At 57.6% G+C, this 26701-nt stretch carries 23 protein-coding genes; 8 read left to right on the top strand and 15 right to left on the bottom strand.

What is annotated here, in order from left to right:
• Positions 1 to 33 precede the first annotated feature (33 nt).
• Entirely contained in the window at positions 34 to 966 is a 933-nt protein-coding gene (gene rlmF, locus LK04_RS12495; RefSeq protein WP_039336035.1) for a 23S rRNA (adenine(1618)-N(6))-methyltransferase RlmF, read from the bottom strand.
• Positions 967 to 1209: 243 nt separating this feature from the next.
• Here rlmF and LK04_RS12500 point away from each other — a divergent pair, with 243 nt between their 5' ends.
• Entirely contained in the window at positions 1210 to 1839 is a 630-nt protein-coding gene (locus LK04_RS12500; RefSeq protein ID WP_039336034.1) for a flavin reductase family protein, read from the top strand.
• 342 nt (positions 1840 to 2181) lie between these two features.
• On the opposite strand, the gene LK04_RS12505 is transcribed toward LK04_RS12500, so the two are convergent.
• The 7 genes from LK04_RS12505 to hutI all read right to left on the bottom strand — a co-directional run bounded on the left by LK04_RS12505 (position 2182) and on the right by hutI (position 9386).
• Complete coding sequence (locus LK04_RS12505) at positions 2182 to 3660, bottom strand: HAL/PAL/TAL family ammonia-lyase (RefSeq protein WP_059109806.1); 1479 nt, start codon at positions 3658 to 3660, stop codon at positions 2182 to 2184.
• Entirely contained in the window at positions 3657 to 4457 is an 801-nt protein-coding gene (locus LK04_RS12510; protein ID WP_039336711.1) for an ABC transporter ATP-binding protein, read from the bottom strand. The genes LK04_RS12505 and LK04_RS12510 overlap by 4 nt, the downstream gene beginning before the upstream one ends.
• 1 nt (position 4458) lies before the next feature.
• Positions 4459 to 5187, bottom strand: a complete 729-nt coding sequence (locus LK04_RS12515) for an ABC transporter permease (RefSeq protein WP_039336713.1) — start codon at positions 5185 to 5187, stop codon at positions 4459 to 4461.
• 11 nt (positions 5188 to 5198) lie between these two features.
• Positions 5199 to 5918 carry an ABC transporter permease gene (locus LK04_RS12520; protein ID WP_039336715.1) on the bottom strand — a complete coding sequence of 240 codons (720 nt, stop codon included), beginning with the start codon at positions 5916 to 5918 and terminating at the stop codon, positions 5199 to 5201.
• A gap of 12 nt (positions 5919 to 5930) precedes the next feature.
• The gene (locus tag LK04_RS12525; protein WP_039336717.1) at positions 5931 to 6782 is read right to left on the bottom strand and encodes a transporter substrate-binding domain-containing protein; all 852 of its coding nucleotides are present in this window, start codon (positions 6780 to 6782) and stop codon (positions 5931 to 5933) included.
• A 598-nt stretch (positions 6783 to 7380) separates the two neighbouring features.
• Positions 7381 to 8172 carry an N-formylglutamate deformylase gene (gene hutG, locus LK04_RS12530; protein WP_039329598.1) on the bottom strand — a complete coding sequence of 264 codons (792 nt, stop codon included), beginning with the start codon at positions 8170 to 8172 and terminating at the stop codon, positions 7381 to 7383.
• Positions 8169 to 9386, bottom strand: a complete 1218-nt coding sequence (gene hutI / locus LK04_RS12535; protein ID WP_039329601.1) for an imidazolonepropionase — start codon at positions 9384 to 9386, stop codon at positions 8169 to 8171. The genes hutG and hutI overlap by 4 nt, the downstream gene beginning before the upstream one ends.
• An 85-nt stretch (positions 9387 to 9471) precedes the next feature.
• Between hutI and LK04_RS12540 the strand changes: the two genes are divergently transcribed.
• Both LK04_RS12540 and LK04_RS12545 read left to right on the top strand, forming a co-directional pair.
• Positions 9472 to 10827 (top strand): formimidoylglutamate deiminase, encoded by a 1356-nt coding sequence (locus LK04_RS12540; RefSeq protein WP_039329603.1) that lies wholly within the window; start codon positions 9472 to 9474, stop codon positions 10825 to 10827.
• A complete protein-coding gene (locus tag LK04_RS12545; protein ID WP_039329605.1) occupies positions 10824 to 11363 on the top strand; it encodes a HutD family protein in 540 nt (179 codons plus the stop codon). The genes LK04_RS12540 and LK04_RS12545 overlap by 4 nt, the downstream gene beginning before the upstream one ends.
• Here LK04_RS12545 and hutC read toward each other — a convergent pair.
• Positions 11347 to 12102, bottom strand: a complete 756-nt coding sequence (gene hutC / locus LK04_RS12550) for a histidine utilization repressor (RefSeq protein WP_039329607.1) — start codon at positions 12100 to 12102, stop codon at positions 11347 to 11349. The genes LK04_RS12545 and hutC overlap by 17 nt on opposite strands.
• Before the next feature lie 318 nt (positions 12103 to 12420).
• Here hutC and hutH point away from each other — a divergent pair, with 318 nt between their 5' ends.
• The 3 genes from hutH to LK04_RS12565 all read left to right on the top strand — a co-directional run bounded on the left by hutH (position 12421) and on the right by LK04_RS12565 (position 17062).
• On the top strand, positions 12421 to 13974 hold the full coding sequence (gene hutH, locus LK04_RS12555; protein WP_039329609.1) for a histidine ammonia-lyase: 1554 nt from the start codon (positions 12421 to 12423) through the stop codon (positions 13972 to 13974).
• A 10-nt stretch (positions 13975 to 13984) separates the two neighbouring features.
• On the top strand, positions 13985 to 15670 hold the full coding sequence (gene hutU, locus LK04_RS12560; RefSeq protein WP_039329610.1) for a urocanate hydratase: 1686 nt from the start codon (positions 13985 to 13987) through the stop codon (positions 15668 to 15670).
• Between the two features lie 234 nt (positions 15671 to 15904).
• Positions 15905 to 17062: a M20 aminoacylase family protein gene (locus tag LK04_RS12565; protein WP_039329612.1), complete on the top strand. Its 1158-nt coding sequence runs from the start codon at positions 15905 to 15907 to the stop codon at positions 17060 to 17062.
• A 150-nt stretch (positions 17063 to 17212) separates the two neighbouring features.
• On the opposite strand, the gene ybiB is transcribed toward LK04_RS12565, so the two are convergent.
• Genes ybiB through LK04_RS12580 form a run of 3 tightly spaced genes read right to left on the bottom strand, consistent with a single transcriptional unit; the run spans position 17213 to position 21324 of the window.
• Complete coding sequence (ybiB, locus tag LK04_RS12570; RefSeq protein WP_039329614.1) at positions 17213 to 18181, bottom strand: DNA-binding protein YbiB; 969 nt, start codon at positions 18179 to 18181, stop codon at positions 17213 to 17215.
• Positions 18182 to 18234: 53 nt separating this feature from the next.
• On the bottom strand, positions 18235 to 20373 hold the full coding sequence (dinG, locus tag LK04_RS12575; protein ID WP_039329616.1) for an ATP-dependent DNA helicase DinG: 2139 nt from the start codon (positions 20371 to 20373) through the stop codon (positions 18235 to 18237).
• Positions 20374 to 20427: 54 nt separating this feature from the next.
• On the bottom strand, positions 20428 to 21324 hold the full coding sequence (locus LK04_RS12580) for a LysR family transcriptional regulator (RefSeq protein ID WP_039329618.1): 897 nt from the start codon (positions 21322 to 21324) through the stop codon (positions 20428 to 20430).
• A gap of 124 nt (positions 21325 to 21448) precedes the next feature.
• Between LK04_RS12580 and speB the strand changes: the two genes are divergently transcribed.
• Complete coding sequence (gene speB, locus LK04_RS12585; RefSeq protein WP_039329620.1) at positions 21449 to 22408, top strand: agmatinase; 960 nt, start codon at positions 21449 to 21451, stop codon at positions 22406 to 22408.
• Positions 22405 to 23490: an iron-containing alcohol dehydrogenase family protein gene (locus LK04_RS12590; RefSeq protein ID WP_039329622.1), complete on the top strand. Its 1086-nt coding sequence runs from the start codon at positions 22405 to 22407 to the stop codon at positions 23488 to 23490. Before speB ends, LK04_RS12590 begins: the two co-directional genes overlap by 4 nt.
• Positions 23491 to 23624: 134 nt before the next feature.
• On the opposite strand, the gene LK04_RS12595 is transcribed toward LK04_RS12590, so the two are convergent.
• The 3 genes from LK04_RS12595 to LK04_RS12605 are packed head-to-tail and all read right to left on the bottom strand — an operon-like array spanning position 23625 to position 26695.
• A complete protein-coding gene (locus LK04_RS12595; protein ID WP_039329624.1) occupies positions 23625 to 24986 on the bottom strand; it encodes an MmgE/PrpD family protein in 1362 nt (453 codons plus the stop codon).
• Entirely contained in the window at positions 24970 to 25857 is an 888-nt protein-coding gene (locus LK04_RS12600) for a polysaccharide deacetylase family protein (protein WP_039329626.1), read from the bottom strand. Before LK04_RS12600 ends, LK04_RS12595 begins: the two co-directional genes overlap by 17 nt.
• The gene (locus tag LK04_RS12605; RefSeq protein ID WP_039329628.1) at positions 25850 to 26695 is read right to left on the bottom strand and encodes a polysaccharide deacetylase family protein; all 846 of its coding nucleotides are present in this window, start codon (positions 26693 to 26695) and stop codon (positions 25850 to 25852) included. Before LK04_RS12605 ends, LK04_RS12600 begins: the two co-directional genes overlap by 8 nt.
• Between the last annotated feature and the right edge of the window lie 6 nt (positions 26696 to 26701).

Below are 26701 nucleotides of genomic sequence, written 5' to 3' on the forward strand. Positions count from 1 at the left end.
TAAAGCACGCCCCAACACCCCGTTGCCGTTCGACTAACCGTGGCGTGCAATGCGTTTCGCGCGCGCCGCTGGCGGCAGGAAGGTCCAGGCAATAAAGCGACTCTGTTTCTGCCCTTGCGCCATCTCGATGATACGTACTTCGTACGCCTCAAGATCGCGCAGTTGGTCGCGCAGCGCTGGCAGGTTCTCTTTGCGCGAAACCAGTGAGGTGAACCAGACAATGTGGTCAGCGAAGGCGACACTTTCATCGATCATCTGGCCGACGAATTGACGTTCGCCCCCTTCACACCACAACTCGTTATGCTGGCCACCAAAGTTGAGTGGCGCGTTTTTCCCTAAGCCAAGGTTGCGCGTTTTACGCTGACCAACCATCGCCGCTTCCTGCGCCGAGGCGTGGAAAGGGGGATTACACAGCACTGCGTGATAGCGTTCATTTTTATGTACCACTCCAGCAAAAATTGCCGAGGCATTTTTCTGGCGGCGCAGCCGCACACCGCGCTGCAGACCCGGATTACTCGCGACAATCTGGTTGGCGGCAGTAATCGCTTCGGCGGTGATGTCAGTACCGGTAAAACGCCAGCCGTACTCGGCGTGACCAATTAACGGATAGATCAGGTTGGCACCGCAACCGATATCCATGATATCTAAATCGCGCGGAATTTTGCCGCCATTGTCGCCTGCCAGCAGATCGGCTAAGGCGTGAATATAGTCAGCACGACCCGGCACCGGCGGGGTGAGATAGCCTTCCGGCAACTGCCAGTTGAGGTTGTAGAACAGCTTAATCAGCGCCTGGTTCAGCAGCATAACCGCTTCAGGATCGGCAAAATCCACCGACAGATCGCCATAGCCGTTGGGACGCACTTTTATCGCCAGCGGCGGATGGGCTGCGGTCAGAGCGGCAAAATCATAACGGCCCTGATGGCGATTACGTGGATGGAATGGCGAGGTAGCGGCTGGCTTGTTCATAGTTTCTCCGGAAAGTGGCGCGGGCGTAAGATACGCTGGATGGCGGCATCGCACAATCCGCCTACAAGATTTTCTGCATTGAATTTAAACCTACTATCCCAAAACTGAGTCCAAAAGAATTCGTGCTACAGCAAGGCGGCAAGTGTGAGTATCCCAGGCGCTTACAGATTTCAGTGACTGGCGTGCGCACGCTCAGCCAACGCCGCTGTCGTACGAAGTATGAAGGACGAATCAGGAGCGCTAATGCGGCAACGTTACACTTATCAACCACGAAGCGGGCATGGCTTGCCGCACGACCCTTTGAACGCCATTGTCGGACCGCGCCCTATTGGTTGGGTCAGTTCCCTTAGCGCGAGCGGCCAACGCAATCTGGCCCCCTATAGCTTCTTTAACTGCTTTAACTATCATCCGCCTATCATCGGTTTCGCCAGCAGCGGCTGGAAAGACAGCGTACGCAATATCAGTGAGAGCAAAGAGTTTGTCTGGAATCTGGCGACGCGCCCGCTGGCGGAAGCGATGAACGAGAGTTCCGCCTCCGTGCCGCCCGAACAGGATGAGTTTGCGCTGGCGGGATTAACCCCCCTCGCCGCCTCACATGTGAATGTCAGTATGGTGGCTGAGAGCCCGGTGAATTTTGAGTGCCGTTTAACCCAGCTGATTCGTCTGCAAGATGTGCAGGGAACCGAGCTGGAGAGTTGGTTGGTATTGGGCGAAGTGGTGGCGATTCACATTGATGAGTCATTGCTGGAGAACGGTATTTACCAGACGGCTAAGGCGCAACCGATTCTGCGTGCCGGTGGCCCCTCGGCTTATTACGGCATCAGTGAAGATCTGCGCTTTGATTTAGTCCGGCCAGATGCCCGCCGGGGATAAATCCGGTACCTGACGTAGAGACGCAATTTATGGCGTAATGCTCGTCCGTTAATCGGCTGACGATAACGCCGTCTGGGGCAGCATAGGGGCTGGCGGTCCTCGCGCCGCTTCGCGGTACCTTCACGTCGCTCGTCTGCCTTAACGGACCGGTGCCGATGGAACATCCATGTTCCAGCGCCACCTTTCGCCCGCGTCCTGCGGGCTCTCCTGGCATACTCTCTCCGTTCAGCACTGCGGATTGCCTGCCCCTATGCTGCCCCAGCCTGCTAATGAGCTTCAGTGCGAGTTGTAAAAAAGCAGTGATAGCAAGCGCGCGATAAGCACCCCACGACAGGTTAAGTTTTAATGCTTCTTCATCACATCAACCGCCTTTGCGATCTCGGGTGCCAGCCAGCGATCTTCCTGCCAGTTCGCCACCACGGCACGTAAGCGATGTAATGCCTGCTTTGTGCCCTGCGCGAGTGCCTCCTCACCGTGGAAGTCCAGCGCCTGCGCAGCCAGCAGGTATTCGATCGCCAGAATCTGCCAGACGTTACCCACCAGCTTCAGCAGCTTGAGCGCCGCGCCGGTGCCGAGGCTAAGATGATCCTCTTGCAAACCAGAGGTCACGAAATTATCCAGCACCGCCGGTTGCGCCAGCTGACGGTTTTCCGCACACAGGGAGGCCGCCACATACTGCGCAATCATCATGCCGGAATTTACCCCCGGTTGTGCCACCAGGAACGCAGGCAGACCACTGACCAACGGATTCACCAGTCGGTCCAACCGCCGCTCGGCAATACTTCCCACTTCCGCCATGGCGATGGCTAACAGATCTGCCGCCATAGCCACCGATTCACCGTGTGGGTTCGCCTGGGACACCACGCGCCAGTTATCCACCGTACCCAGCACCAGCGGATTATCGGTGCAGGCATTTAATTCGGTATTCACCTGACGCGCGGCATGATCGAACTGATCGCGGCTGGCACCGTGCACCTGCGGCATCGAGCGCAGGCTCAGTGCATCTTGGGTGCGGACCCCGACACTCTTTGCCAGCAATGGGCTGTCGCTTAACAACTGGCGTAACCGCTGGCCACTCACCTGCATTCCTGGGCTGGCTTTCAAGGCTATGACTTCGGCATCAAATGCCACCAACTGCCCACGCAGCGCCTCAAAGCTCATGGCGCCAGTGACGTCGGCCCAATCCAGCAAGCGCGCCGCATCGTCGAGCGCCAGGCAGGTCAAACCGGTCATGCAAGGTGTGCCGTTGACCAGGCTCAAGCCCTCTTTCGCGCCCGGTCGATAAGCTGTGAGTCCTGCCTGAGCCAGCGCCTGTTCAGCGGGTATGATCTGATGCTGATACTCAACGTCGCCCACGCCAATCAGCGCCAGCCCGATGTGTGCCATATGGCTGAGATACCCCACCGATCCCTGGGATGGCACCTGTGGCGTAATCTGGTTGTTCAGTAACGCCAGCAGATGCTGCACCAACGCCACAGACACACCCGACTTGCCGTGACTGTAGTTGGCAATTGCAGCACAGAGAATGGCACGCACCTGTTCGCGCGCCAGTAGCGGCCCGACACCACAAGCGTGACTCAACAGTGTGTTGCGTGAAAGCTGGCTGAGTTGCGCTTCCGGCAAGGTGATATTGCACAGCGCGCCCAAACCGGTGTTGATGCCATAAGCAATGTGACCGCTGGCCACGATCTGTTCGACTATCTCGCGCCCCTGCGCAATGCGCTGCCAGGCACTGGCACTCAAAGCCAGTTCCGCGTCAAGCCGGGCAACGTGCACCAGCTCCTGCCATGTCAACGGCGCGTCGCCCCATACGATAGTCATGCGGTTTGCTCCGTGTGGTGGCTTTGATGGCTAGAGATAAACTGCTTAAAGCGCTGCGATCCTTGTTCGCCAAACATCTCTTGCGGTGTGCCCTGGCAATCAATGGTGCCCTGGTGCATAAACACCACACGATTGGAGACGTTGCGCGCAAACCCCATCTCGTGCGTCACCACCAGCATGGTACGGCCCTCTTCTGCCAGACTGCGCATCACTTTCAGCACTTCGCCCACCAGCTCCGGGTCCAGCGCCGAGGTCGGTTCATCAAACAGCATCACTTCTGGGTCCATCGCCAGGGCGCGAGCAATCGCCACACGCTGTTGCTGCCCACCAGAGAGTTGCGCCGGATAGAAGTCTTTACGATTGAGTAAGCCAACACGGTCCAGCAGCTGTTCCGCCTGCGCGATGCAGCTTTTTTTATCGCGCTTGAGTACATAGTGCGGCCCTTCAATGACGTTTTGCAGCACGGTCATATGTGACCACAGGTTAAAACTCTGGAACACCATGCCCAAGCGTGAGCGTAGGCGCTCAATCTGCTTCGGATTCGCCGCCAGTTGATGGCCACGCGCATGGCGCTTCATTTCAATGGTTTCGCCACCGACGCTGACGACACCCGTATCCGGCGTTTCCAGCAAATTGATGCAGCGCAGCAAGGTACTTTTGCCGGAACCACTGGCACCAAGAATCGAGATGACATCGCCTTGATGCGCCTGCAGCGAAATGCCTTTTAATACTTCCATCGCGCCAAAGGATTTGTGGATATCTGTGGCGGTTAAGGTAACAGGTGATGTGGATTGCATCTTACTCTCCGGCAAGCGGTTTAACGGCGGGTAACGGCTTTTTTTCAACGCGATGCACCGGGGTTAAACGGCGTTCTAATAACGCGTAAAGCTGGACGATAATGAAATTGAGGATCAGGTAAATCGCCGCAGCACAGACAAACACTTCCATGGTGCGATAGGTGCGTTGAATGATCTGTTGCGCCACGCCGGTGACATCCCAAACGGTCACCAGACTGGCCAGTGCGGTGGATTTCACCAACAGAATGGCTTCGGTGGAATACGCTGGCAGTGCGTAGCGCAGCATGATCGGCGCGATAATGCGGCGCAGAAGCAACCAGCGCGACATGCCACAGGCTAACCCGGCTTCAACTTGCCCTGCTGGGACCGCCAGCAATGCACCACGCAAGATCTCAGCGGTGTAAGCCGCCGTGCACAGCGACAGGGCCAGCACTGCACAGATAAAGGGTTCGCGCAGGAAAGGCCAGACAAAGCTATGACGGATGACACCAAACTGGCCCAGTCCGTAGTAGATCAAAAACAGCTGGATCAGCAGCGGCGAGCCGCGGAATACCAGGATATAACCGCGAGCAAAGCCGCTCAGCACCCGCCAGCGGCTCATGCGTAGCGTCAAAATGCCCAGCGCCAGGATGCCGCCGCACAGGAAGGCACTGATAAACAGTCCCAGCGTCACCGGCAGCGCGGCGCTGAGTTTGAGAAAGGTATCCGTGAGAAAGGCGAAGTCGATCATGCTGCTGCTCCTTAATGCTGTGCCGCAGTGCGACTTTGCCAGGCGCGCCCCAGGCGTAACTCCGCCCGACGAAACGCATGATTAGACAGCAGTGTCAGCACCAGATAGCAGGCACCGCCAATCAGATAGAAGGTGAAGTAATCACGCGTGGACCCCGCAGCGACCTGGCTGGCACGCATCAGTTCGACAATGCCGGTCACCGACACCAGCGCCGAATCTTTTAAGCTCATCTGCCAGACATTCGACATACCCGGCAGCGCATAGCGCACAATCTGTGGTAACAGAATGCGCTGTGCGATGCGCCAGCGTGGCATCCCTATCGCCATCGCCGCTTCAATTTCACCTTTTGCCAGCGCCAGACGTGCAGCGCGATACACTTCACCTTGATAAGATCCAGAGATGAGCCCAATCGCCAGCGCACCAATCAGGAAGGGTGGCGCTTCGATGAAGCCATCAGCGCCGAACATCTGCCCCACCAGCGTGATCAGACCCGAACCACCAAAATAGAACAGGTAGATCACCAGCAGTTCTGGGATGCCGCGAAACACCGTTGAATAGGCTTCACCTAACCAGCGCAGCCAGCGCTGCGGCGACAGCTTGGCCGCCGCAACGCCCGAACCGACTACGGCACCAATCACCAGCGCGGACAGCGACAGTAGTAGCGTGGTGAAGGCGGCCCCCAGGATCAGGCGACCCCAACCATCAGCACCAAAACTCAGCAGGCTCATCATCTTTCACCTCACTTACGGCGTTACGTCAGTTTTAAACCACTTTTCACTCAGCTTTTTCACGGTGCCATCCGCCAGCGCGGCTTTGATCGCCTCGTCAAGTTTGGCTTTCAGATCGTTATCCGCCATGCGTACGCCCATGGCTTCACCTTCTCCCCAGATAGGGCCACCCAACTGCGGGCCGCTGAAGGTCAGGTTGCTGTTCTCCTTGCGTGCCAGCATCGACTGGGCAAAGGTGACGTCGTCGAATACCGCATCAATACGGCCTGCCTGGAGATCGAGGATGGCATCGGCCGACGAGGTGTACTCACGCACGTCTGCGACATCTTTGAAGTATTTATCAATGAAGGGGGTGTAGACCGTGCCAGAGGCGATACCGATGGTTTTACCCTTAACTGCCGCTTTCAGCGGGGCAATCGCAGCGTTAATTTCTTTTTCATCATCATGCAGTTTGATGATGTTTTTATCCGCTGGCAGCAGTGGGCTGTCTTTGGTGGTGATGAAGGTGGCTGGCGTGGACGCATAGGGTACGGTGAAATTCACCACTTTTTTACGGTCTGGCGTGATGACAATCGCGTCCATAATCACGTCATATTTTCCGGCGTTAAGCCCGGCGATCATGCCATCCCAGTTTTGCACCACCAGTTTGCACTGGATGCCCATGCGTTTACACAGGTCTTCCATCAGTTCAGGTTCAAAGCCGCCTAACTTGCCGCCCGGCAGCGTCAGGTTCCAGGGTTCATAACTGCCTTCAGTGGCGATAGTGATGGATTTCCACTCTTTCGCCTGCACAGCAACACCGCTGATCAGCAGGCTGGCAAACAGGGTCGTGAGGCAAAAACGGCGAATTGGGGCGCGGTGCGTCATGCGGCTTCTCCTGGTCATTTATCGAATTGGCTGTCTCTGTTAGCTGATACAGCGCAGATGACATTTCATGTATATACAAGTTAGCGTGCGGCAGATCATTGTCGGCATGAGCTTTTTGTGAGCCAGCCAGAATAAAATTTGATATCAACCACGTGGTCTTTACTTGTACATACAACCTAGCAAGTGATGTGCCAGGTCGGCAGAAGCGGTTAAATCAGGGAATTGTCACGGAGGGGTTGTAACGTCGCACCATTTAGGGGCGTGCAATGCACAATGTTGGGGATGAGGCGTCAGTGCTTCAGACAATGTGCCCTTTTTGACAACCCGCACTGAAGCTAATGAGCTGGCTGGGGCCGCACCGGGGCTGGCATTCCGCAGCGCTGAGCTGAGCGAGTATGCCAGGAGAGCCCGCAGGACGCGGGCGAAAGGTGGCGCTGGAACATGGATGTTCCATCGGCACCGGTCCGTAAGGCAGACGAGTGAAGTGAAGGTACCGCGTAGCGGCGTGAGGACCGCCAGCCCCGGTGCGACCCCAGACGGCGTTATCATCAGTCGTTTAACTGACAAGCATTGCGCCATTAATGGGGACCGCCATCACTCAAACCGGTTTTCCGGCCTCAAGAAATGCCTTTATCAACGGTTTCAACACCTTCTGCAACTGCGCAGCGCGCGCCTGCTGCCAGGCGAAAGGTGGCGTCTCGTCCATATAATTTAGCTGCGCCAGCTCCAACTGCACCGCTTGCACGCCCTGCTCCGGCTGACCATAGGCACGAGTAATATAGCCACCTTTAAAGCGGCCATTCACCACCCAGCTGTAATCGCTTTGCGCGGCGCAGACGTTCTGAATCGCTTCAATCACCGCCGTGGAGCAACTCGCGCCCTCGTTGGTTCCGATGTTGATGTCAGGCAGTTGGCCGTCAAACAGACGCGGGATCACTGAGGCGATGGAGTGGGCATCGAACAACAGCGCATAACCATGTTCGGCTTTCAGCCGCGCCAGCTCTTGCTGAATCTGCTGGTGATAAGGCTGCCAGATGTTATCAAGATAGCCCTGACGTGCACTGGCACTCGGGGTTTTGCCCTCGTCAAAGGTTGGGGTTCCGTCAAACAGCGTTTCTGGATAGAGCCCGGTGGTGGCAGTGGTGTAAAGCGGCTGGTTATCCGCTGGGCGATTAAGATCGATCACAAAGCGCGAGTAGTGGCCAATCAGCACGCTGGCACCCAGATCGCGCACAAAATCATACAGCAGCGGAATATGCCAGTCGGTATCCGGCAGACCGCGTGCCGCCTCGCTCAAGCCAGCGTCCACTTCCGGGGTTAATTGGGTACCCGCATGCGGAATACTGACCAGCAGCGGCAGCTTACCTGCAGTGAAATGAAAAGGGGTCATTGCGCTTCTCCACGATAAATAACCTGACACGGCAGTTCGCCGCCCAGCCAGTAAACCAGTTCAGCTGGACGAGCCAGCGGCCAGTGCACAAAATTCGCTACCTTACCCGGCTCCAGCGAGCCGTGCGTGTGTTGTAATCCCAGCGCCTTTGCTCCCCATAAGGTCACACCTGCCAGCGCTTCCTCCGGGGTCAGTCCAAACAAGGTGCAGCCCATGTTCAACATCAAACGCAGTGAAAGCGCGGGAGAGGTGCCGGGGTTAGCATCGCTGGCCAGCGCCATCGGCACACCATGTTTGCGGAACAGTTCCAGCGGCGGGCGTTGCGTTTCACGCAGCAGATAAAAAGCACCCGGCAGCAATACCGCCACCGTGCCATGCTGCGCCATCGCTTTAGCATCGTCTTCGGTAGCATACTCAAGATGATCGGCTGACAGCGCACCGTACTGTGCTGCGAGCGTGGCACCGCCAAGCGCAGAGAGCTGCTCGGCGTGCAGTTTCACCGGCAGATCCAGCGCTTTAGCGGCATCAAACACCGCGCGGACCTGTTCAGGGGAAAACGCCAGATGTTCGCAGAAGGCATCGACCGCATCCGCCAGCCCCTCGGCCTTGACCTGCGGCAACAGGCTATTACAGATGATATCGACCCAGCCCTGCGGATGCTGTTTAAACTCCGGCGGAAAACCGTGGGCCGCCAGGCAGGTAGCGAGCACGTCAGCAGGCACCGTTTCTGCCAGCTCGCGGATGGCGCGCAGCAGGGTCAATTCACTGGTTTCATCGAGGCCGTAACCGGATTTGATCTCGACCGTGGTAACCCCTTCGGCCAGCAAACGATCGAGCCGCCAGCGCGCCGACGCCACCAGCTCAGCCTGCGTGGCCGCGCGCGTAGCACGCACCGTCGAGAGGATACCGCCACCCTGCGCGGCGATCTCGGCATAGCTGACGCCATTCAGACGCTGTTCAAACTCCTGGCTGCGATCGCCGCCAAACACCAAATGGGTATGGCAATCCACCAGCCCAGGCGTGATGATGCCGCCATCAAACTCATGCTGCTCACGTGGCGTAAAATCCGGTAACGCGCTGCGGGGCCCCACCCAAATCAGTTTACCGTTATCCACTGCCACGGCGCCGTCGGCAATCAGGTTATAGTGACCATCTCGCATCGTCACGATATCGGCCCCCAGCCACAGGCTGTCGATCTGCTTCGTTTCTGCCATCCCACTCCCCTTCACGTCTGACGATTTACACTGCGCATTAAAGTATGTATATGTATATACAACTATCCGCCCTTAAGGATCAACCATGGCCGTGTTTTTTGCCCCACGCGCGCTGCTGGCCGACGGCTGGCATGAAGACGTTATCATCACCACCGATGCCTCCGGGCAGATCATCGAACTCACGCCCAACAGCGCCTGCGGCAGTGCAACGCGCCTGGCGGGCTCGGTGATCCCGGCTATCGCTAACCTGCATTCACACGCCTTCCAGCGCGCCATGTCCGGGCTGGCAGAAGTGGCGGGTGACCCCCAGGACAGTTTTTGGACCTGGCGCGATCTGATGTATCGCATGGTGCAGCGCCTGTCACCCGAACAGGTGGGTGATATCGCCACGCACCTGTATATCGATATGCTGAAAGGCGGTTACAGCCAGGTGGCGGAGTTCCACTATTTGCATCACGACCCGCACGGGAAACCTTATGTCGATGATGCGATGCTGCAGCAACTGATCGCTGCAGCCGATACCGCCGGAATCGGTCAGACGCTGCTGCCCGTGCTCTACAGTTACAGCGGATTTGGTGCTCAGCCAGCCAGTGAGGGACAACGTCGCTTTATCCAGCAGACTGACGCCTATCTGCAACAGCAGCAGCGCGTAGCCCAGTGGAGCGCGCACAAACCATTACTGAATCATGGCATCTGTTTCCACTCGCTGCGCGCGGTGAGTGAAGCACAAATGCGTGATGTGCTCGCCGCCAGCCACGCAGAGGTGCCGGTGCATATTCACGTCGCAGAGCAGGAAAAAGAGGTCAATGACAGTCTGGCCTGGAGCGGTGAGCGCCCCGTTGCCTGGCTCTACAATCGCTTTGAGGTGGATAAACGTTGGTGCCTGATCCATGCCACGCACCTTGATGACAGTGAGATTCAGCGCATGGCGGCCAGCGGTGCCATCGCCGGATTATGCCCCACAACCGAAGCCAACCTCGGTGACGGTATTTTCCCCGCGGTGGACTACATCGCACGCGGCGGGCGTTGGGGCATTGGCTCCGACAGCCATGTCTCGCTCAGCGCGTTAGAAGAACTGCGCTGGCTGGAGTATGGTCAGCGTCTGCGCGACCGTCGCCGCAATCGCATCACCCTGCCGCATCAACCTTCGGTGGGCGATCTGCTCTGGCAACAAGCGGCGCAAGGCGGTGCCCAGGCATGCGCTATTGCCACCGGCGAACTGGCGGTGGGCCAACGCGCCGACTGGCTGGTACTGGATAACGATGCCTTCCTCGGCAGCGTCAACTCCGCCTCCCTGCTCAACCGCTGGTTGTTTGGTGGCACGCAGCGCCAGATTCGCGATGTGTTTGTCGCCGGAAACCAGGTGATCAGCGAAGGCCATCATCCCGCCGAAGAAGCGGCGGCGGCACGCTTCGCTCAAGCCATGAGTGCACTGCAATGAGAACGCATTTTGATTATGGCCAGCTGCCGGTGAGCCGCTGGCGCAATGGCGGGGGAGAAACCCGTGAAATCGTGAGCTTCCCGCCAGGTGACGCACAATTTGGCTGGCGCGCCAGTATCGCCACCATTGACGCCGATGGCCCCTTCTCCCCTTTCCCCGGTGTTGACCGGGTGATCACGCTGCTGCACGGTGACAGTGTGCTGCTGCGCAGCGAGCAGGTGCAGCAGCGTTTGCTACCGCATCAGCCATGGGCATTTCCTGGTGAATGGGCGATTGAGGCGCAGATCAGCGGAAGCTGTCAGGATTTCAACATCATGACGCGCCGCGACAGTTGGCTTTCTCAGGTTAAGGTGGTTCAGCACCCTGTTACCAGCACGCATGGCGTCGCCTGGGTGTTGAACGGAGAGTGGCAAACCGCAGACGGGGAGAGACTGATGGTGGATCAGGGCATGTGGTGGCTGGATGAAGAGACGACGCTGGCTCCGCTCTCGGCGGAAGCCAGCCTGCTGTTTGTGGCGCTTAACCGTGTCCTCTGAAACGACCGAGTAACTTATAACGCGAGCCTGGATAGAGCAGGCGCGCGTAAGTCACGATTTTATTGTCGCTCCAGGTTTGACGACGAATCAACAAGCAAGGTTCATGTTCATCCAGCGCCAGATGCTTACGCTGGCGCAGGTCCGGCAGCACCGCTTCCACAATATGCTCACCGGCGGTCAACGGCGCGACACGCATCAGATAGGTGTAAGGCGTGAGTTGATGGTAATCCTGGCTAAGGTAATCCGGTGCCACCAGTGGGTTAACCAGACGATCTTCCAGCTGAACTGGCAGCTCGTTTTCATAATGGACGATCAGCGAATGGTAGAGCGTTTGCCCGGTCGATAAGCCCAGCACCGCCGCCTGTTCAGGATCGGCCTTCATCTGACCAATGGATAAAATTTTGCAGCTGTGACGATGGCCGCGCTGAGCAATTTCATCCGCGATATTGTGCACTTCCAGCATCGCGGTGTAGCCCTTCATCTCAGCAACGAAGGTGCCCACGCCCTGCATACGCACCAGAAACCCTTCACTGGTCAGTTCACGCAGCGCACGGTTGATGGTCATACGGCTGACGCCCAACTCATTGACCAGTTCGCTTTCGGATGGCACGCGCTGGTTGGCTTTCCAGTGGCCTTCACGGATCTGGCTGACGATCGCCTGTTTCACGCGTTGATAAATCGGTGCTGGCTCATCGCCCATCGCTGCAGCCAGCTGTGCTATTGCCGTTTGCTCCGCCATATCCTGTTCCTTTTCCGAATAATGCCCAAAGTTTACTGTCTCAGCACGTAAATGTATATACATCTAATCGTGCAGACAGCACGCCAACAGTGCAGCCCTCTCCCCTTTTCAGTGCAATGCGTTACCGGCTTAGCCAGCGGATGCGCATTGCGGCGCATTTCACAGAATCAGATCAATCTGGCATAGCGCTTGCTACTTGTATAGACAAGATTAGACACTTATGCTTCACTCACAGCATTCCATGGGCGTCCGGGCGATTTATCGCGGTAGCAAAGCGACCGGACAGTGCCAGATCACTTGTATAGACAGGAGTAGACTATGTCAGGTTCGGTTCAGGAAATTCGCCTCGTTCCCGGTGAAGTGGACCTCGCCACCTTGCGAACCATTTATCAAAGCAAGGTGACGCTCACGTTAGCCGATGAGGCACGTGCGGCCATCTATCGCGCCAACGAAACCGTTGATGCCATCGTCGCATCGGGCAAAGTGGTGTATGGCATTAATACCGGCTTTGGCAAACTGGCTCAGACGCAGATCCCCTCTGAACGTCTGGCCGAACTGCAACGTAATCTGGTGTTATCCCACAGTGTCGGCCTGGGCGATTTACTGCCGGATAACGTGGCACGCCTGGTGGTTGCCACTAAAATCATCAGTCTGGCGCGCGGCCATTCCGGCGTGCGCATCGAACTGATCGAAGCGTTACTGGCACTGTTCAATGCGGGCGTCATGCCTTGCATCCCAGAGAAAGGATCGGTTGGCGCATCGGGTGATTTAGCTCCGCTGGCTCACTTGTCACTGATGCTGCTGGGTGAAGGCCAGGTGCGTGTTGAGGGCAAACTGATCCCTGCGACAGAAGGTCTGGCGCGTGTCGGCCTGCAACCGATTGTGCTGGGACCGAAAGAGGGTCTGGCGCTGCTTAACGGCACCCAGGTTTCCAACGCCCTGGCACTGCGCGGTCTGTTCGAAGCCGAAAACCTGTTTGCCGCAGGATTGATGGCAGGTGCACTCTCGCTGGAAGCCATCAAAGGCTCGGTGAAACCTTATGATGCACGCATCCATCAGGCTCGCGGTCAATCAGGGCAAATCGCCGTGGCCGCTGCGGTCTCAACCCTGCTGGAAGGCAGCGAAATCCTCAGCTCGCATACCAATTGTGGACGCGTACAAGACCCCTACTCTATTCGCTGCGTCCCTCAAGTGATGGGAGCCTGCCTGGATAACCTCAGCCACGCAGCACGCGTATTACAGATTGAAGCTAACGCCGCATCGGATAACCCGTTGGTGTTCAGTGACAGCGGCGATGTCATTTCTGGCGGTAACTTCCACGCCGAGCCAGTGGCTTTCGCCGCCGATATTATTGCGCTGGCGATTGCCGAAGTCGGTGCTATCTCCGAGCGTCGGATGGCACTGCTGCTGGATACCGGTCTTTCAGGCTTGCCGCCATTCCTGGTGCGTGATGGCGGTGTCAACTCCGGCTTTATGATTGCACAGGTGACGGCGGCCGCACTGGCTTCAGAAAACAAATCCCTGGCGCATCCCGGCAGCGTCGACAGCCTGCCGACCTCTGCTAACCAGGAAGATCACGTCTCAATGGCGACCTATGCCGCTCGCCGCCTCGGCGATATGTGCTTCAACACCGCCGCCGTGGTCGGTATTGAAGCGATGGCAGCAGCCCAAGGCATTGATTTCCACCGTCCGCTGCAAAGCTCTGCTGCGCTAGAGCAGGAGATGAGCCGAATTCGTGAAAACGTGGCCTTCCTCGATCACGACCGTTTAATGGCGCCGGATATCGAATCCATGCGCTTGTGGGCCAGCAGCCATGCCTGGCCTGAATCCCTTACTGCGCTGCTGCCAAGCCAGCGTTCTACTACCCATTAAGGAACCGATGATGAGCGAAACTTTGTCTCAGGCTGTAGCCCGTGAAATCCGTGCGCCGCGCGGTAATGAACTGCATTGTGCTAACTGGTTAATTGAAGCGGCTTACCGCATGATCCAGAACAACCTCGATCCTGATGTGGCAGAACGCCCGGAAGATCTGGTGGTGTACGGCGGTATCGGGAAAGCCGCCCGTAACTGGGAGTGCTTCGAGCAGATTTTGCGTTCGCTGCGCGCCCTGCAGCCGGAAGAAACGTTATTGATCCAGTCCGGCAAACCGGTGGGCGTGTTCCGCACCCATGCAGATGCGCCGCGTGTGCTGCTGGCGAACTCCAACCTGGTGCCACACTGGGCCACCTGGGATCATTTCCACGAGTTGGATAAAGCCGGGTTGATGATGTATGGCCAGATGACCGCAGGTTCATGGATCTACATCGGTGCGCAGGGCATCGTGCAGGGCACCTTTGAAACCTTCGCCGAAGCCGGTCGTCAGCATTACGACAGCGATCTGCGTGGCCGCTGGATCCTCACTGCCGGTTTGGGTGGCATGGGCGGCGCACAACCGCTGGCAGGCGTGCTGGCCGGTGCCAGCGTGCTGGCGATTGAGTGCCAGGAATCACGCATCGATTTCCGTCTGCGTACCCGCTACGTGGATCACAAAGCCTACACGCTGGACGAAGCGCTGGATCTGATTGAAAAAGCCACCAAAGCGAAACAGGCGATATCCGTCGGCCTGTTAGGCAATGCCGCCGAGATCGTACCGGAACTGGTCAAACGCGCTAAAGCGGGTGGTATGAAACCCGATATCGTGACGGACCAGACCTCTGCACACGACCCGATCAACGGCTATCTGCCGATCGGTTGGGATGTTGAGCGCTGGCAGGCCGAGCGCGTCAGCAACCCGAAAGCGGTGGAACAAGCGGCACGCGCGTCAATGGCCGTACACGTGCAGGCGATGCTGGATTTCCACCACATGGGCGTGCCCACCGTGGATTATGGCAATAACATCCGTCAGGTGGCGCTGGATGAGGGTGTGAAAAACGCCTTCGATTTCCCAGGCTTTGTCCCGGCCTATATTCGTCCGCTGTTCTGCGAAGGCAAAGGCCCGTTCCGTTGGGTGGCGTTGTCAGGTGATCCGGAAGATATCTACAAAACCGATGCCAAGCTAAAAGAGCTGTTCCCGGACCATAAGAACCTGCACCGCTGGCTCGATATGGCGCAGGAGCGCATCGCCTTCCAGGGCTTGCCAGCGCGTATTTGCTGGTTGGGCCTCGGCGAGCGCCATAAAGCCGCGCTGGCGTTTAACGAAATGGTACGTAATGGCGAGCTGAAAGCGCCTATCGTGATCGGTCGTGACCATCTGGATTGCGGTTCGGTGGCCTCACCTAACCGTGAAACCGAAGCGATGAAGGATGGCTCTGATGCCGTGTCCGACTGGCCGCTGCTCAATGCCCTGCTGAACACTGCAGGCGGCGCGACCTGGGTGAGCCTGCACCACGGCGGTGGCGTGGGAATGGGCTTCTCGCAGCACTCTGGCGTGGTGATTGTCTGCGACGGCACCGCCGAAGCCGATGCGCGCCTGAGCCGTGTGCTGTGGAACGACCCGGCAACGGGCGTAATGCGCCATGCGGATGCTGGCTACGAGCTGGCACAGAGCTGTGCGAAAAAACATGATTTGAATCTGCCAATGCAGAAATAGATCTAACGGTGCGCAGCAATGCGCACCCTGACCTGATAACCGTCGCGGCGCGATTTATCGCATCGCGACGGTTAAAATCACTCTGCGACTCATCGTATATTCCATTCCGCTATACCCTATAGCCAAATTATTCCGTTCCGCGATAGACGCCACCCTGCGCTTACCACTACAGTGAACACATCACCTCGTGTCAGAGAAATCGCAGCACATGCTGCTGATGGAGAGCCTAATTTTATGAGCCTGCCTGCCGTCCTGCTGGAAAACGCCCTTAACTGGCGTCGTCAGTTACACCAACATCCTGAACTGGGTTACCAGGAGCAACACACTAGTGAGTTGGTGGCAAAGGTGCTTGCAGAAGCAGGGTTACAGGTGTTTCGTGGGCTGGCAGGAACCGGTGTTATCGGCACGTTGGAAAATGGTCCGGGGCCGGTTATTGGCCTGCGTGCCGACATGGATGCGCTACCGATCACCGAGAAAGGTGCACCAGAGTGGAAATCCACCCGTCCCGGCGTGATGCATGCCTGCGGCCACGATGGTCATACCGCGATTCTGCTGGCGGCCGCCTGCCAACTGGCTGCGACACGTAACTTCAAAGGCACGGTGCACTTCCTGTTCCAGCCCGCTGAAGAGAACCTTGGCGGTGCACGCAAAATGGTGGAAGAAGGCTTGTTTACCCGCTTCCCCATGGATGCAGTCTATGCAATGCATAACTGGCCTGGTTTACCGGTGGGTTCGCTGGCGGTAAATCCAGGGGCGATGATGGCCTCGCTCGATTCGTTTGAAATCACGCTCAATGGCAAAAGCTGCCATGCGGCCATGCCGGAAAGCGGAGCCGACCCGATGGTGGTAGCGGCGGAACTGATTCTGGCGTTACAAACCATCCCTTCACGCCGTCTGTCCCCACTGGCCTCTGCGGTGGTCAGCGTGACGCAAATCCACGGCGGTGAAGCGATTAACGTCATTCCAGAGCAGATTGTCTTGCGAGGCACGGTACGATGTTTGCAGACCGACGTGCGCGATCGCGTGCGCGGTCTGATTGAAGATTTCGTCACCACGCTGCCACGCCCGTTTGGCGTCAGCGGTGAGATTCACTGGTATCCTGGTTATCCCGTCACGGCCAACCATGCCGAGCCCGCTGAGCATGTGCGCGATGTCGCTAACCGCGTGTTGGGGGAATCGCAGGTGCACTGGCAGGTTAACCCTTCCATGGCATCGGAAGATTTCGCCTGTATGCTGGAACATTGCCCCGGCGCTTATTTCTGGTTAGGTGCCGATGGCGCAACGCCTTCTGCCCCGTTGCATAATGCCCATTACGATTTTAATGACGAGTTGCTGCCAATTGGTATCACCTTCTGGCAGCAGTTGGTGGAAAGCGTATTGGTAAAAGATTGATTGAGTGACAATTTGATCTGTTCATCCTGGTGCGCATGAATACGCACCCTACGTAAAACGCGCCAATGCATTGTAGGGTCGCCCCATTTATAGTGACCGAAAGGCGCTTAACTGACGAGCATTACGTGATTAATGGCGACCTTGCTGACGCTAAATCCCAGCCTGCTGCAATCGCGTTTCTGCTTCATTCAAATTGGCAGCTTCGCCTGTCGCCACTAAACAGCATGCCAGCTGTAAACGCAGCGCCTGTGGCACCGCGCGCTCACCGGCCAACACCTGTTTAATCCACTCAGCCGTATCCTGCGCATTTTTGCTTTCCGGCAGTGCGACGCTGGTTTCCGGCTGGCGCTCAATCCACACTTCAGCCTCTGTGCCCGCGCCCGCGATGTAACTGATCGCCGGACAGCGCTGCGGATTGGCGTACACCTCGCCTTCGGTGCCGTTAAGCAAAATGGCGGGCGCATCAATATCCTGGAAGAACTTGCCCACACGCGGCACATATTCCGGGTGTGAAACACTCGACAAACGCAGCGCTGCGCGTTCAGCGAACGGCGTCGCCAGCTTCGCCAACGTATGGGCACTGTTGCGTACGCCCATGCGCCAGCGCAGTGAAAGCTGTTTCGCCATCGGCGCACAGAGATGATCAATAGTGATAAAGGCCAGTTCACCGCTATCGAGTTTGGCCTGCGCCTGCTGCGCGTTAATGACCGGGGCAATATCCAGCGCGGCCAGCACCGCTTCGGTGGTGATGCGGGTAGGATCATCACTGACACCGTGCAGTAACACCGGGAAACCGAGCTTGTTGAGCAGCAATGCCAGCAGCGGCGTCAAATTACCCTGACGACGGGCGCCATTGTAGCTGGGGATGACAATGGGCATCGGGCGATGGGCCGGAGGTTGCAGCTGCATCATCTGTTGCTGCATGGCGTGGTAGAAACCGCGCATCTCCTCTTCACCTTCTCCTTTGATGCGCAGCGCGATCAGCACACCGCCTAACTCCAGTTCAGGCACTTCGCCAGCCAGCATGGCGCTATACAGCGCCACCGCCGTGTCGAAATCGATATCGCGCGCATGGTTCTTACCGCGCCCAATCTCTTTGATAATTTTGTTCAGTTCCATCAAGGCATTCCCGCTTCCAGGGCGCGCCGATACCCGGCTGCCAACATTAATATTCAGGTTTTCTTACGGCGTTTCGCAGGCTTCTTCTCTGCTTCCGGCACGGCCGGTTGTTCAATCGGAAACACCGGCAAGGCGGCCAGCAGTCGGCTACCGTAGCCTTTGCTCAGCAGGCGTCGATCATAAATCACGATCTCACCAAAGCAGTTGTGGCTGCGAATCAAACGCCCCACTTGCTGAATCAAGGTAAACGAGGCGCTGGGCAAACTCTGCACCTCGAACGGGTAGCGCTTGAGGCTCTTCAACCACTCCCCTTCGGTCAAAATTACCGGACTGTCCACCGGGGGAAAAGCAATTTTGTGGATATGCACCTGCGACAGCAGATCGCCTTTCAAATCGAGACCTTCCGCAAAGGATTGCAGCCCAACCAGAATACTGGTTTGCCCCGCCTCCACCCGCTGACGGTGTAACTCCACCAGCCGCGAACGAGGTTGGTCCCCCTGCACCAGCATCGACAAACGCAATGAGGTGAGGTGGCTGACAAATTGCTGCATGGCACGGCCGCTGGCAAACAGCACCAATACCCCTTTGTGCTTCTCTTCCGCCATTTGCTGCAGGAAGAAGCGCGCCATCTCAGCAATATGTTCCGCTTCCGTCGCCATCAAGGGTTCATACTGCATTTGCGGAATCACCAGCTTGCCCTGGTCAATGTGATTGAAGGGGGAATCCAGCGCGACAAAACGATCGCCCGCTTTCTCGCTCAGACCCGACATCTCCTGCAAGCGGTTAAAGCTGTTGAGCGAGCGCAGAGTCGCCGAAGTCACCACCACGTGCGGGATCTTACGCCACAGCAGTTTCTCCAGCTGATCGCTGACGCGGATGCCCGCGCAGTGGAACAGGAGATGCGCCTGGCCATCACGAATTTCACGCGTAATCCACTTCGACACTGGTGCATTGGAGGCTTTTTCCATGGCGGCCAGTCGCCACAATTTGCTGATCGATTCAAACCAACCAAAATGGCGATTGAGCTGAATAATGGCTTTATGCAGGCGCATAATATCTGCACTACCGGTTTGATCGCCTAGCTCATTGAGCAAACCTTCACTCAGCCCGCGCAAGGCATCGCTCAACTTAAACAGCCGTGCGCACATCGTCATCAGTTCTTCAGGCAGTTCACCCAGCACAAAACGGAATTCACCCGCTTGGTTATTTGACGGCAACAAAGGATTAAGTGCCGCGCACAGCACTTGCAGTAACTCGCGCATCTCATCGCAATGGCCTTTCAACCGCTCTGGATTGGTGAGCGGTGGCGGTGATTTGGGGCGGAACTGCGCCATGATGGTTTCCACCAGGCGCACAAACAGATCGAGCTGCAAACTGCTCCAGCCCGGCGTGATTTCAGCACTCATCTCCAGCGCATCACGCGCCACTTCCGGCAGATGATGCCCTTCGTCCAGCACCAGCATCAGATGTTTTGCCGGGGGCAGCACCGACTCATTCTCCATCGCCGCCATTACTAACGCATGGTTGGCGACCACCACATCTGCCTGCTCAATCTCTCGACGTGCGACAAAAAATGGGCATTCACGATACCAGCGGCAGTGATGTCCAAGGCAATTGGCTTTATCGGTTGAAAGGCGCTGCCACAGGCTGTCTTCAATCGAGACATCGGAGTGATCGCGCAAGCCATCCCATTTGTAACGGCTGAGATCTTTCTCCAGCCGGGCGCAGAACTTCTGCTCCTCTTTGGAACCGGTCACTGCCTCTTCATCCAGATAGAGCAGCAGATCGCCTTGCTGATCTTCGGTCGCCGCCAGCGCCGCCAGATTGCGCGGACAGACATAACGACCGCGACCAAAAGCGGCGGTAAAGGTGAGGTCAGGAATGATTTTTTTCAGCAGTGGCAGATCCTTGCTGAAAATTTGATCCTGCAGCGCCACGTTGGCAGTGCTGATCACTAAACGCTTCTCCTCGGCGCGGCTCACCGCAATACCGGGGATCAGATACGACAAGGTTTTACCCACGCCGGTGGGGGCTTCGATCGCCAGATGGCGGCCTTCATCACCGGCCAGACTTTTCGCCACTTCGGCGATCATCTGGCGCTGCGGCGCGCGCGGGATAAAGTCAGGAACCTGCTGCTGCAGCGCCTTGTACCATTGCGCAATTTGGCTTTTTATCGCTGCTGTCAGGGCCATGTTGAATACTTTTTGCTGAATTGGCCTGTATTTTTACACAGTATCGCCGCAGCGTCAGCTTTCACTGCTATTTTTTCGCGCGGGATTCAGAATTTCACGCATCGCGCGGATCAGGGTTTCGCGTGAGCGTCCACGGCGGAAGGCGAACGAAAACGGCGCGCGGAAATGGAAGTGTTCTGGCAGCAAGCGGCACAATTTGCCCTGCAGTTGCCAGCTGCTGGCATAGTGTTCGGGCAGGTAACCGATAAAACGCCCGGAAAGAATCAGCGTCAACTGCGCTTCAATACTCTCAACCGAGGCATTGCTCTGACGAAAACCGCGTTTGTTGAGTTCTTGCTGATTCCAGTAACGCCGCGTCACCATGCCCGTTTGCTGCACGGTGCGCATATCCGTCTCGCCCTGCGCCAGAGGATGCTCAGGGCTGCAATAGAGCCAGTGCAGCTCTTCATATAGTGGAATGGTCACCAGATTGCTGGCACGCAGCGGAAAGTGACCAATGGCTAAATCGAGCCGATCTTCCAAGAGCTGCTGTTGCAGTTCATTGGGATCGCGCACACTGAGGTTGAAAAAGACCGCTGGAAAACGCTGATTAAAACGGGCAATTGCGGCTGGCAGATCCAGCATACTGTCCGTCACCGTCGCATCGACCACGCCAAGGGAGAAGGTTCCGCCCTGTTCACTTTTCAGGGTTTCGACCTGCTCCTGCCAACCCGCCAGCGTCGCCAGCATCTCCTGGCTGTAGCGGTAAAATTGCTCGCCCTTGGTGGTTAACGTGAATCCGCCGCGCCCGCGCTGGCACAGAATAAAACCCAGCTGCGTCTCCAGCTCACTCATATAGGCACTGATGGCGGGCGTGGTCATATTGAGCGCCTGTTGCGCTCGGGAATAGCCCTGATTTTCTACCACGCTGGCAAACACCTGCAGCAGTTTAAGGTTGGGAAGCGTCTGCACCGATTTTCCTTCAGAGATTACTGGCTAAAGTTAAGTAATCTCTGAAGTGATTATCTGCTGTCAAGGATTTTTCCTGTACGCGCCACACGCCATGATGAGGTTCACTTAGCCGAAGGAGCCCGAGATGACCGATTTTCCTCAGCCGCAGGGCGGCAACGAGATGCCACGCTTTGCTGGACGCGGCACCATGATGCGTCTGCCCGCCGTCGAATCCCCTGCCAACCTGGATGTCGCCTTTGTCGGGATTCCGCTGGATATCGGGACCTCGCAACGCAGCGGCACGCGATACGGGCCGCGCGCCATTCGCGCCGATTCGGTGATGATTCGTCCTTATAACATGGCCACCGGGGCAGCCCCGTTTGATTCACTGCGCGTCGGTGACCTCGGTGACGTGCCGATCAACACCTATAGCCTGTTGAAGTCGGTCGATATCATCGAAAACTATTATACCGAACTGAATAACTGGCCGATTATTCCCCTGACGCTCGGTGGCGATCACACTCTGACCTTACCGATTCTGCGGGCGCTGGCGAAAAAGCATGGCCCGATGGGATTGATCCATGTTGATGCGCATACCGACACCAACGATGAGATGTTTGGCGAGAAGATTGCCCATGGCACCACCTTCCGTCGTGCGGTGGAGGAAGGTCTGCTCGACTGCCAGCGCGTGGTGCAGATTGGTCAGCGTGCACAGGGCTACGCTGCCGATGATTTCCAGTGGGGCGTCGATCAGGGCTTCCATCTGGTGCCCGCCGAACAGTGCTGGTATCGATCCATGGCACCCCTGATGGCCGAGGTGCGGGCACGCATCGGAGATGGCCCGGTGTACCTCAGCTATGACATCGACAGCTTCGATCCCGCCTGGGCACCTGGCACCGGCACGCCAGAAGTGGGTGGATTGACCTCCATGCAAGGCCTCGAGATTGTGCGCGGCTGCCGTGGACTCAACCTGGTGGGCGGCGATCTCGTCGAAGTGTCACCGCCGTACGATCTCAGCGGCATGACCTCGCAGCTGGCGGCCAATATCCTTTATGAGATGCTGTGCGTATTGCCCGGCGTCCGTTACACAGAGAAAAAGTCATGACACAACAGAATTTGGTGTTTCCAGCGCGCGTCTTGCGCGGCGCGGGTGTAATCAATCAGCTGGGCGAGATTTGCGCCGGGCTGGGTCAACGCGCCCTGCTGATTGGCGGCCATCAGGCATTGCAAGCGGTGGAAGCGCAGGTGCGCGCGCAACTGCTGGCAGCGAATGTCACGCTGCTGGCGCAGGAATGGTTTGGCGGCGAAACCTCGATTAATCAGATCAATCGACTGGCAGCCATCGCCACGGAACTGCAAGCGCATGTAATCATCGGCGTCGGCGGCGGTAAATCGCTGGATACGGTGAAAGCGGTCGGCGCGCAGCTTGGCTTGCCATTTATTACCGTGCCAACCATCGCCGCCACCTGTTCGGCGGTAACGCCATTAAGCATTCGCTATGATGATAACGGCAATTTCTTCGATATCTTCCCGCTGCCACAGGCGCCAGCGGCGGTGATCATTGATAGCGAACTGCTGGCAAAAGCGCCGCCACGCTGGCTGGCCGCGGGGTTGGGCGACACGCTGGCAAAGTGGTACGAATTCCGTGCCGTCAGTGCACGTCATCCGGCGCGTGAAGGCAATGCGCTCTCTTCACTGGCACACAGCCAGATTTGCTATGACGTTATCGCCGAGCACGGTCCTGCTGCCTATGCCGCCGTACTGCGCGGTGAAAGCAGTGCATCTCTGGATCAGGTACTGGACGCCATCTTTACCTGGGCAGGATTGACCTCGCTGATGAGCAACGGAGCCCACGCTGCAGCATCCCATGCGATTTACGAAGGGTTCACCTTCTGCGATAAAACCCGTGAATTTGGTCATGGCCTGCTGGTGGGTTTCGGCAACCTGTGCCTGCTGGCGCTGGAAGATCGCAGTGACGAAGAGGTGCTGGATGAGATGCGCCTGGCACGTGACTGCGGTGTGCCGCTGACATTGCGCGAGATCGCACAGCTGGATGACGCTGAACTGGCGTTGATCGTGCGTGAATCGGTGCATGCGCCGGATATGGAGAATATGGCGCAAGCGGTAACCGAAGCGCGCCTGCTGGCAGCGATGCAGCGAATTGAAGGGTTAGCTGCGCGGGTTTAACATGGTGCGCTCGGGTGCCCTCACCCTAACCCTCTCCCACAGGGAGAGGGGACCGATCGCACAGCAATTCAACCGCATAGCTCGAACAACTCCCTCGCCCGCTTGCGGGAGAGGGCTGGGGTGAGGGAAGCTGATCAACCCGCAGCCAATAACGCCACCATTTCCCGCACATCCGCCACGTCGTCCAGATCCAGACAAAGGATCTCCAACTGCTCAACCTGCTCCAGCGGCAACACCCGCCCCGCTAAGCTACGGTATTTCGCCAGCAACGCTTCAAGACTCAGCGGATTGGCCGGTGCGCCAGAGGCAACAGCAACATGATGCTGCCACTGCTCCCCGTGCTGGGTTTCAATGCGCACCCAGGGTTCATCATCGCGCCCCTGCTGTTCATCAATCTCCAGCACGATACGTGTCATGAATTCGGCCACCTGAGGGTGCAGGCGCTTCGCATCATCGTAACTCCCCAGTTCGGCAGAACCATACAGTGCACGTGCCGCCAGCGCATACGGCAAACTCATCTGCGCACTGGCCAGGCTTTCCAGCTCACGTCCGCCACACATATCGAGCAGGAACGGATTAAGCCCCACCACAATGCGTTCGATATGCTCGACACGCACCTGATGCTGAGACAGCAAGATGCCTAACGCATCAATCGCCGCATGGGTGCCGCGACAGGAGGCATAAGGCTTGATTGAACAGCGTGCGAGTTTCCACACACTGCCGAGATCGGCAGTTAACGCGGCGGGCTGCTGGGTTTCTGGCGCCAGGGTTTGTAAAAATCCGCCCCATTTCGCCTCAAATACCGCTGATGGCCCATTGATGCCACGCTGTGCCAGCAACGCAGCCTGTACGCCGCCTTCTGCCGCACGCGCAGCATGCAATTTTTTGGTGTGTGAACCGTCGTGGATAAAGCCCCACAGACCGCCGCTAAAACTGGCGGCAATACCCAGCGCAGAGGCGCACTGCTGACGATCCAGCTGCAACAGGCTGCACACGGCGGCGGCCGCACCAAACACTCCGCAGCTGGCCGTTGAGTGCCAACCCGCGCCATTGTGCGCAGAGTAACCCCCACAGGCTTCCAACACCCGACGTCCCACATCATAGCCAATCACCATCGCAACGATCAGCGCCCGGCCTTCCACCGGATGTGTAGCGAGCGGCAGTGCCGCCAGCAAGGCGGGCAACACCACCGCACCTGAGTGATCGCAGCCGCCAGTGTCATCCAGCTCATACATGTGCGCCGCCACGCCGTTTAGCCAGGCCGCCTGACGCGGTGAACACTGTGCATCACTGCCCCAGACCACCGACTGCGCCTTGCCGCCCTCTTCAGAGACTAATGCCAGACAGTCACGCCAGATGGCACTGTCCGTGCCCGCCAGCGACGCACCAAAGGTATCGAGCAGGTGACGCTTCGCTTGCTCAACCAGTGAGGATGGCAGTTGCTCAAACTCGGTGGTGGCGATAAACGCGGCCAGTTGTTCAAGCGTTGAAGCCATGGGCACCTCCAGTAATGCGAGTGAAGACTTCCGCAGGATGCGAGATATCGTTCCCTGGCTGGGATTGCCAGTGTGCAGCCACCTGCTCGGCCGTGGCGATCCACACGTTGTGCTGCTGTAGAGTATCGATCAATTCACGCAGCAAGCTGATGCGTCCAGCGGTACCCATAATCTCCGGATGCAGGCGCAGCAGATAACACAGGCCAAAGCGGTGGAAGCCGTGGAAATCTTGCGTCATATTCGCCAGCGTCTCAGCATAGGGCGCAATACGCGATTGCCCCGGTGGAATCGCCGGGCTGAGGTTGAAAGCAAAGTAAGGTTCGTCTTCCAGCGTATAGTGCATCGGCAATTCGACTAAGCGAGTGCCGGGATGGAAGTACGGCAGATCGTCGCCACGCCAGCTGGATGACCAGCGAATCCCCTGAGCCACCAGCGCTTCTGCCAGCCCCGGTTTCCACTGCCCGGCTGGAGTGCGAAAACCTAAAATCGGTTTGCCGGTCAGCTGTGCCAGTTTGTCGCAGCCGCGCGCCACGCTGTCGATCTGCTGCGCTAACGTCAGCTGCGAGAAATCTTCATGACTATCACCGCTACAGGCAATTTCATGGCCTTCCGCCACGATACGTTGCAGCAGTTCCGCTTGCTCCTCGGCGACAATCGCGGGCAGGCACCAGCTGGCTTTCAGCTGCTTTTCCGCCAGCAGCGCCAGCAAGCGATCGACACCGCGCAGCGTGCCATAGCGCCACACTGACAGGGTTTTATCGCGCCCGGCAACAGCCGGTGCCTGCGTGAGAATGCCGTGGATATCATTGAAATCGATGGTGAGAACCGCGGCCGACTGGAAGCCCAGCGGCCAGCGAGAAGATTCAGTCATGCTGTTGCTCCTGCAAATACCACTGCGCCACCGCGTCACAGCGCGCAAACCACACGTCATCACGGGCGGTCATATGTTCAAACAGTTGTTCCAGCAGCAGGATACGCCCCGGCTGACCGGATATTTTCGGATGGAACAGCGTGGTCAGGCACAAGCCTTCATCCATCGCGCCGTCGAACTCACGCTGCCAGTTATCGCGCGTTTGGGCATAGCTGGCGATGCGATCGCCGCCTTTTGGGAAATCAGGCTGACGCGTATAGGCCAGCGAGGCATAGTCATCCATCTCCCACTTGCCGGGGATCTCAACCAACGGCGTATGGCCCGCGACGGGCATCGCATAGGGACGATCATCACCGCGCATGCTGCTGGAGTAGATCACCCCCGCTTCACGCAAAATTTGTGGTGTTTCTGCATGCCAGTCACCTGAGGGAGTACGAAAACCACAGGCGGTAATTCCCAGATGCTGTTTAAAAATCTCAGCAGATTTCACCATCACCGCCCGCTGCTCTTCCGGTGAAATAGCCCAGAAGGATTCATGACGGTAGCCGTGATAGGCCACTTCGTGGCCCTGTTCGATAATCGCCTGACACTGCTGCGGCCACTGCTCCACCACCCATGCTGGCACAAAGAAGGTGGCGGGCAGATTGAAGGCGCGCAGCAGGTCGAGCAGACGCCCGAGCGCGCGGTATGGCCCGTAAGCCCCAAAGGTAAAATACTCTGGCGTTGACCACAGGCTGCCATTCAACATGGCATCGCCAGTGGGACCATCAAGGTCAAACGCCAGCGCCATACAGCCGCGTTTACCCTGCGGCCAGCGCACTGCGCCCGGTTGTTGCATCTGCTT

Source organism: Pantoea vagans (assembly GCF_001506165.1).
Lineage (GTDB): Bacteria > Pseudomonadota > Gammaproteobacteria > Enterobacterales > Enterobacteriaceae > Pantoea > Pantoea vagans_C.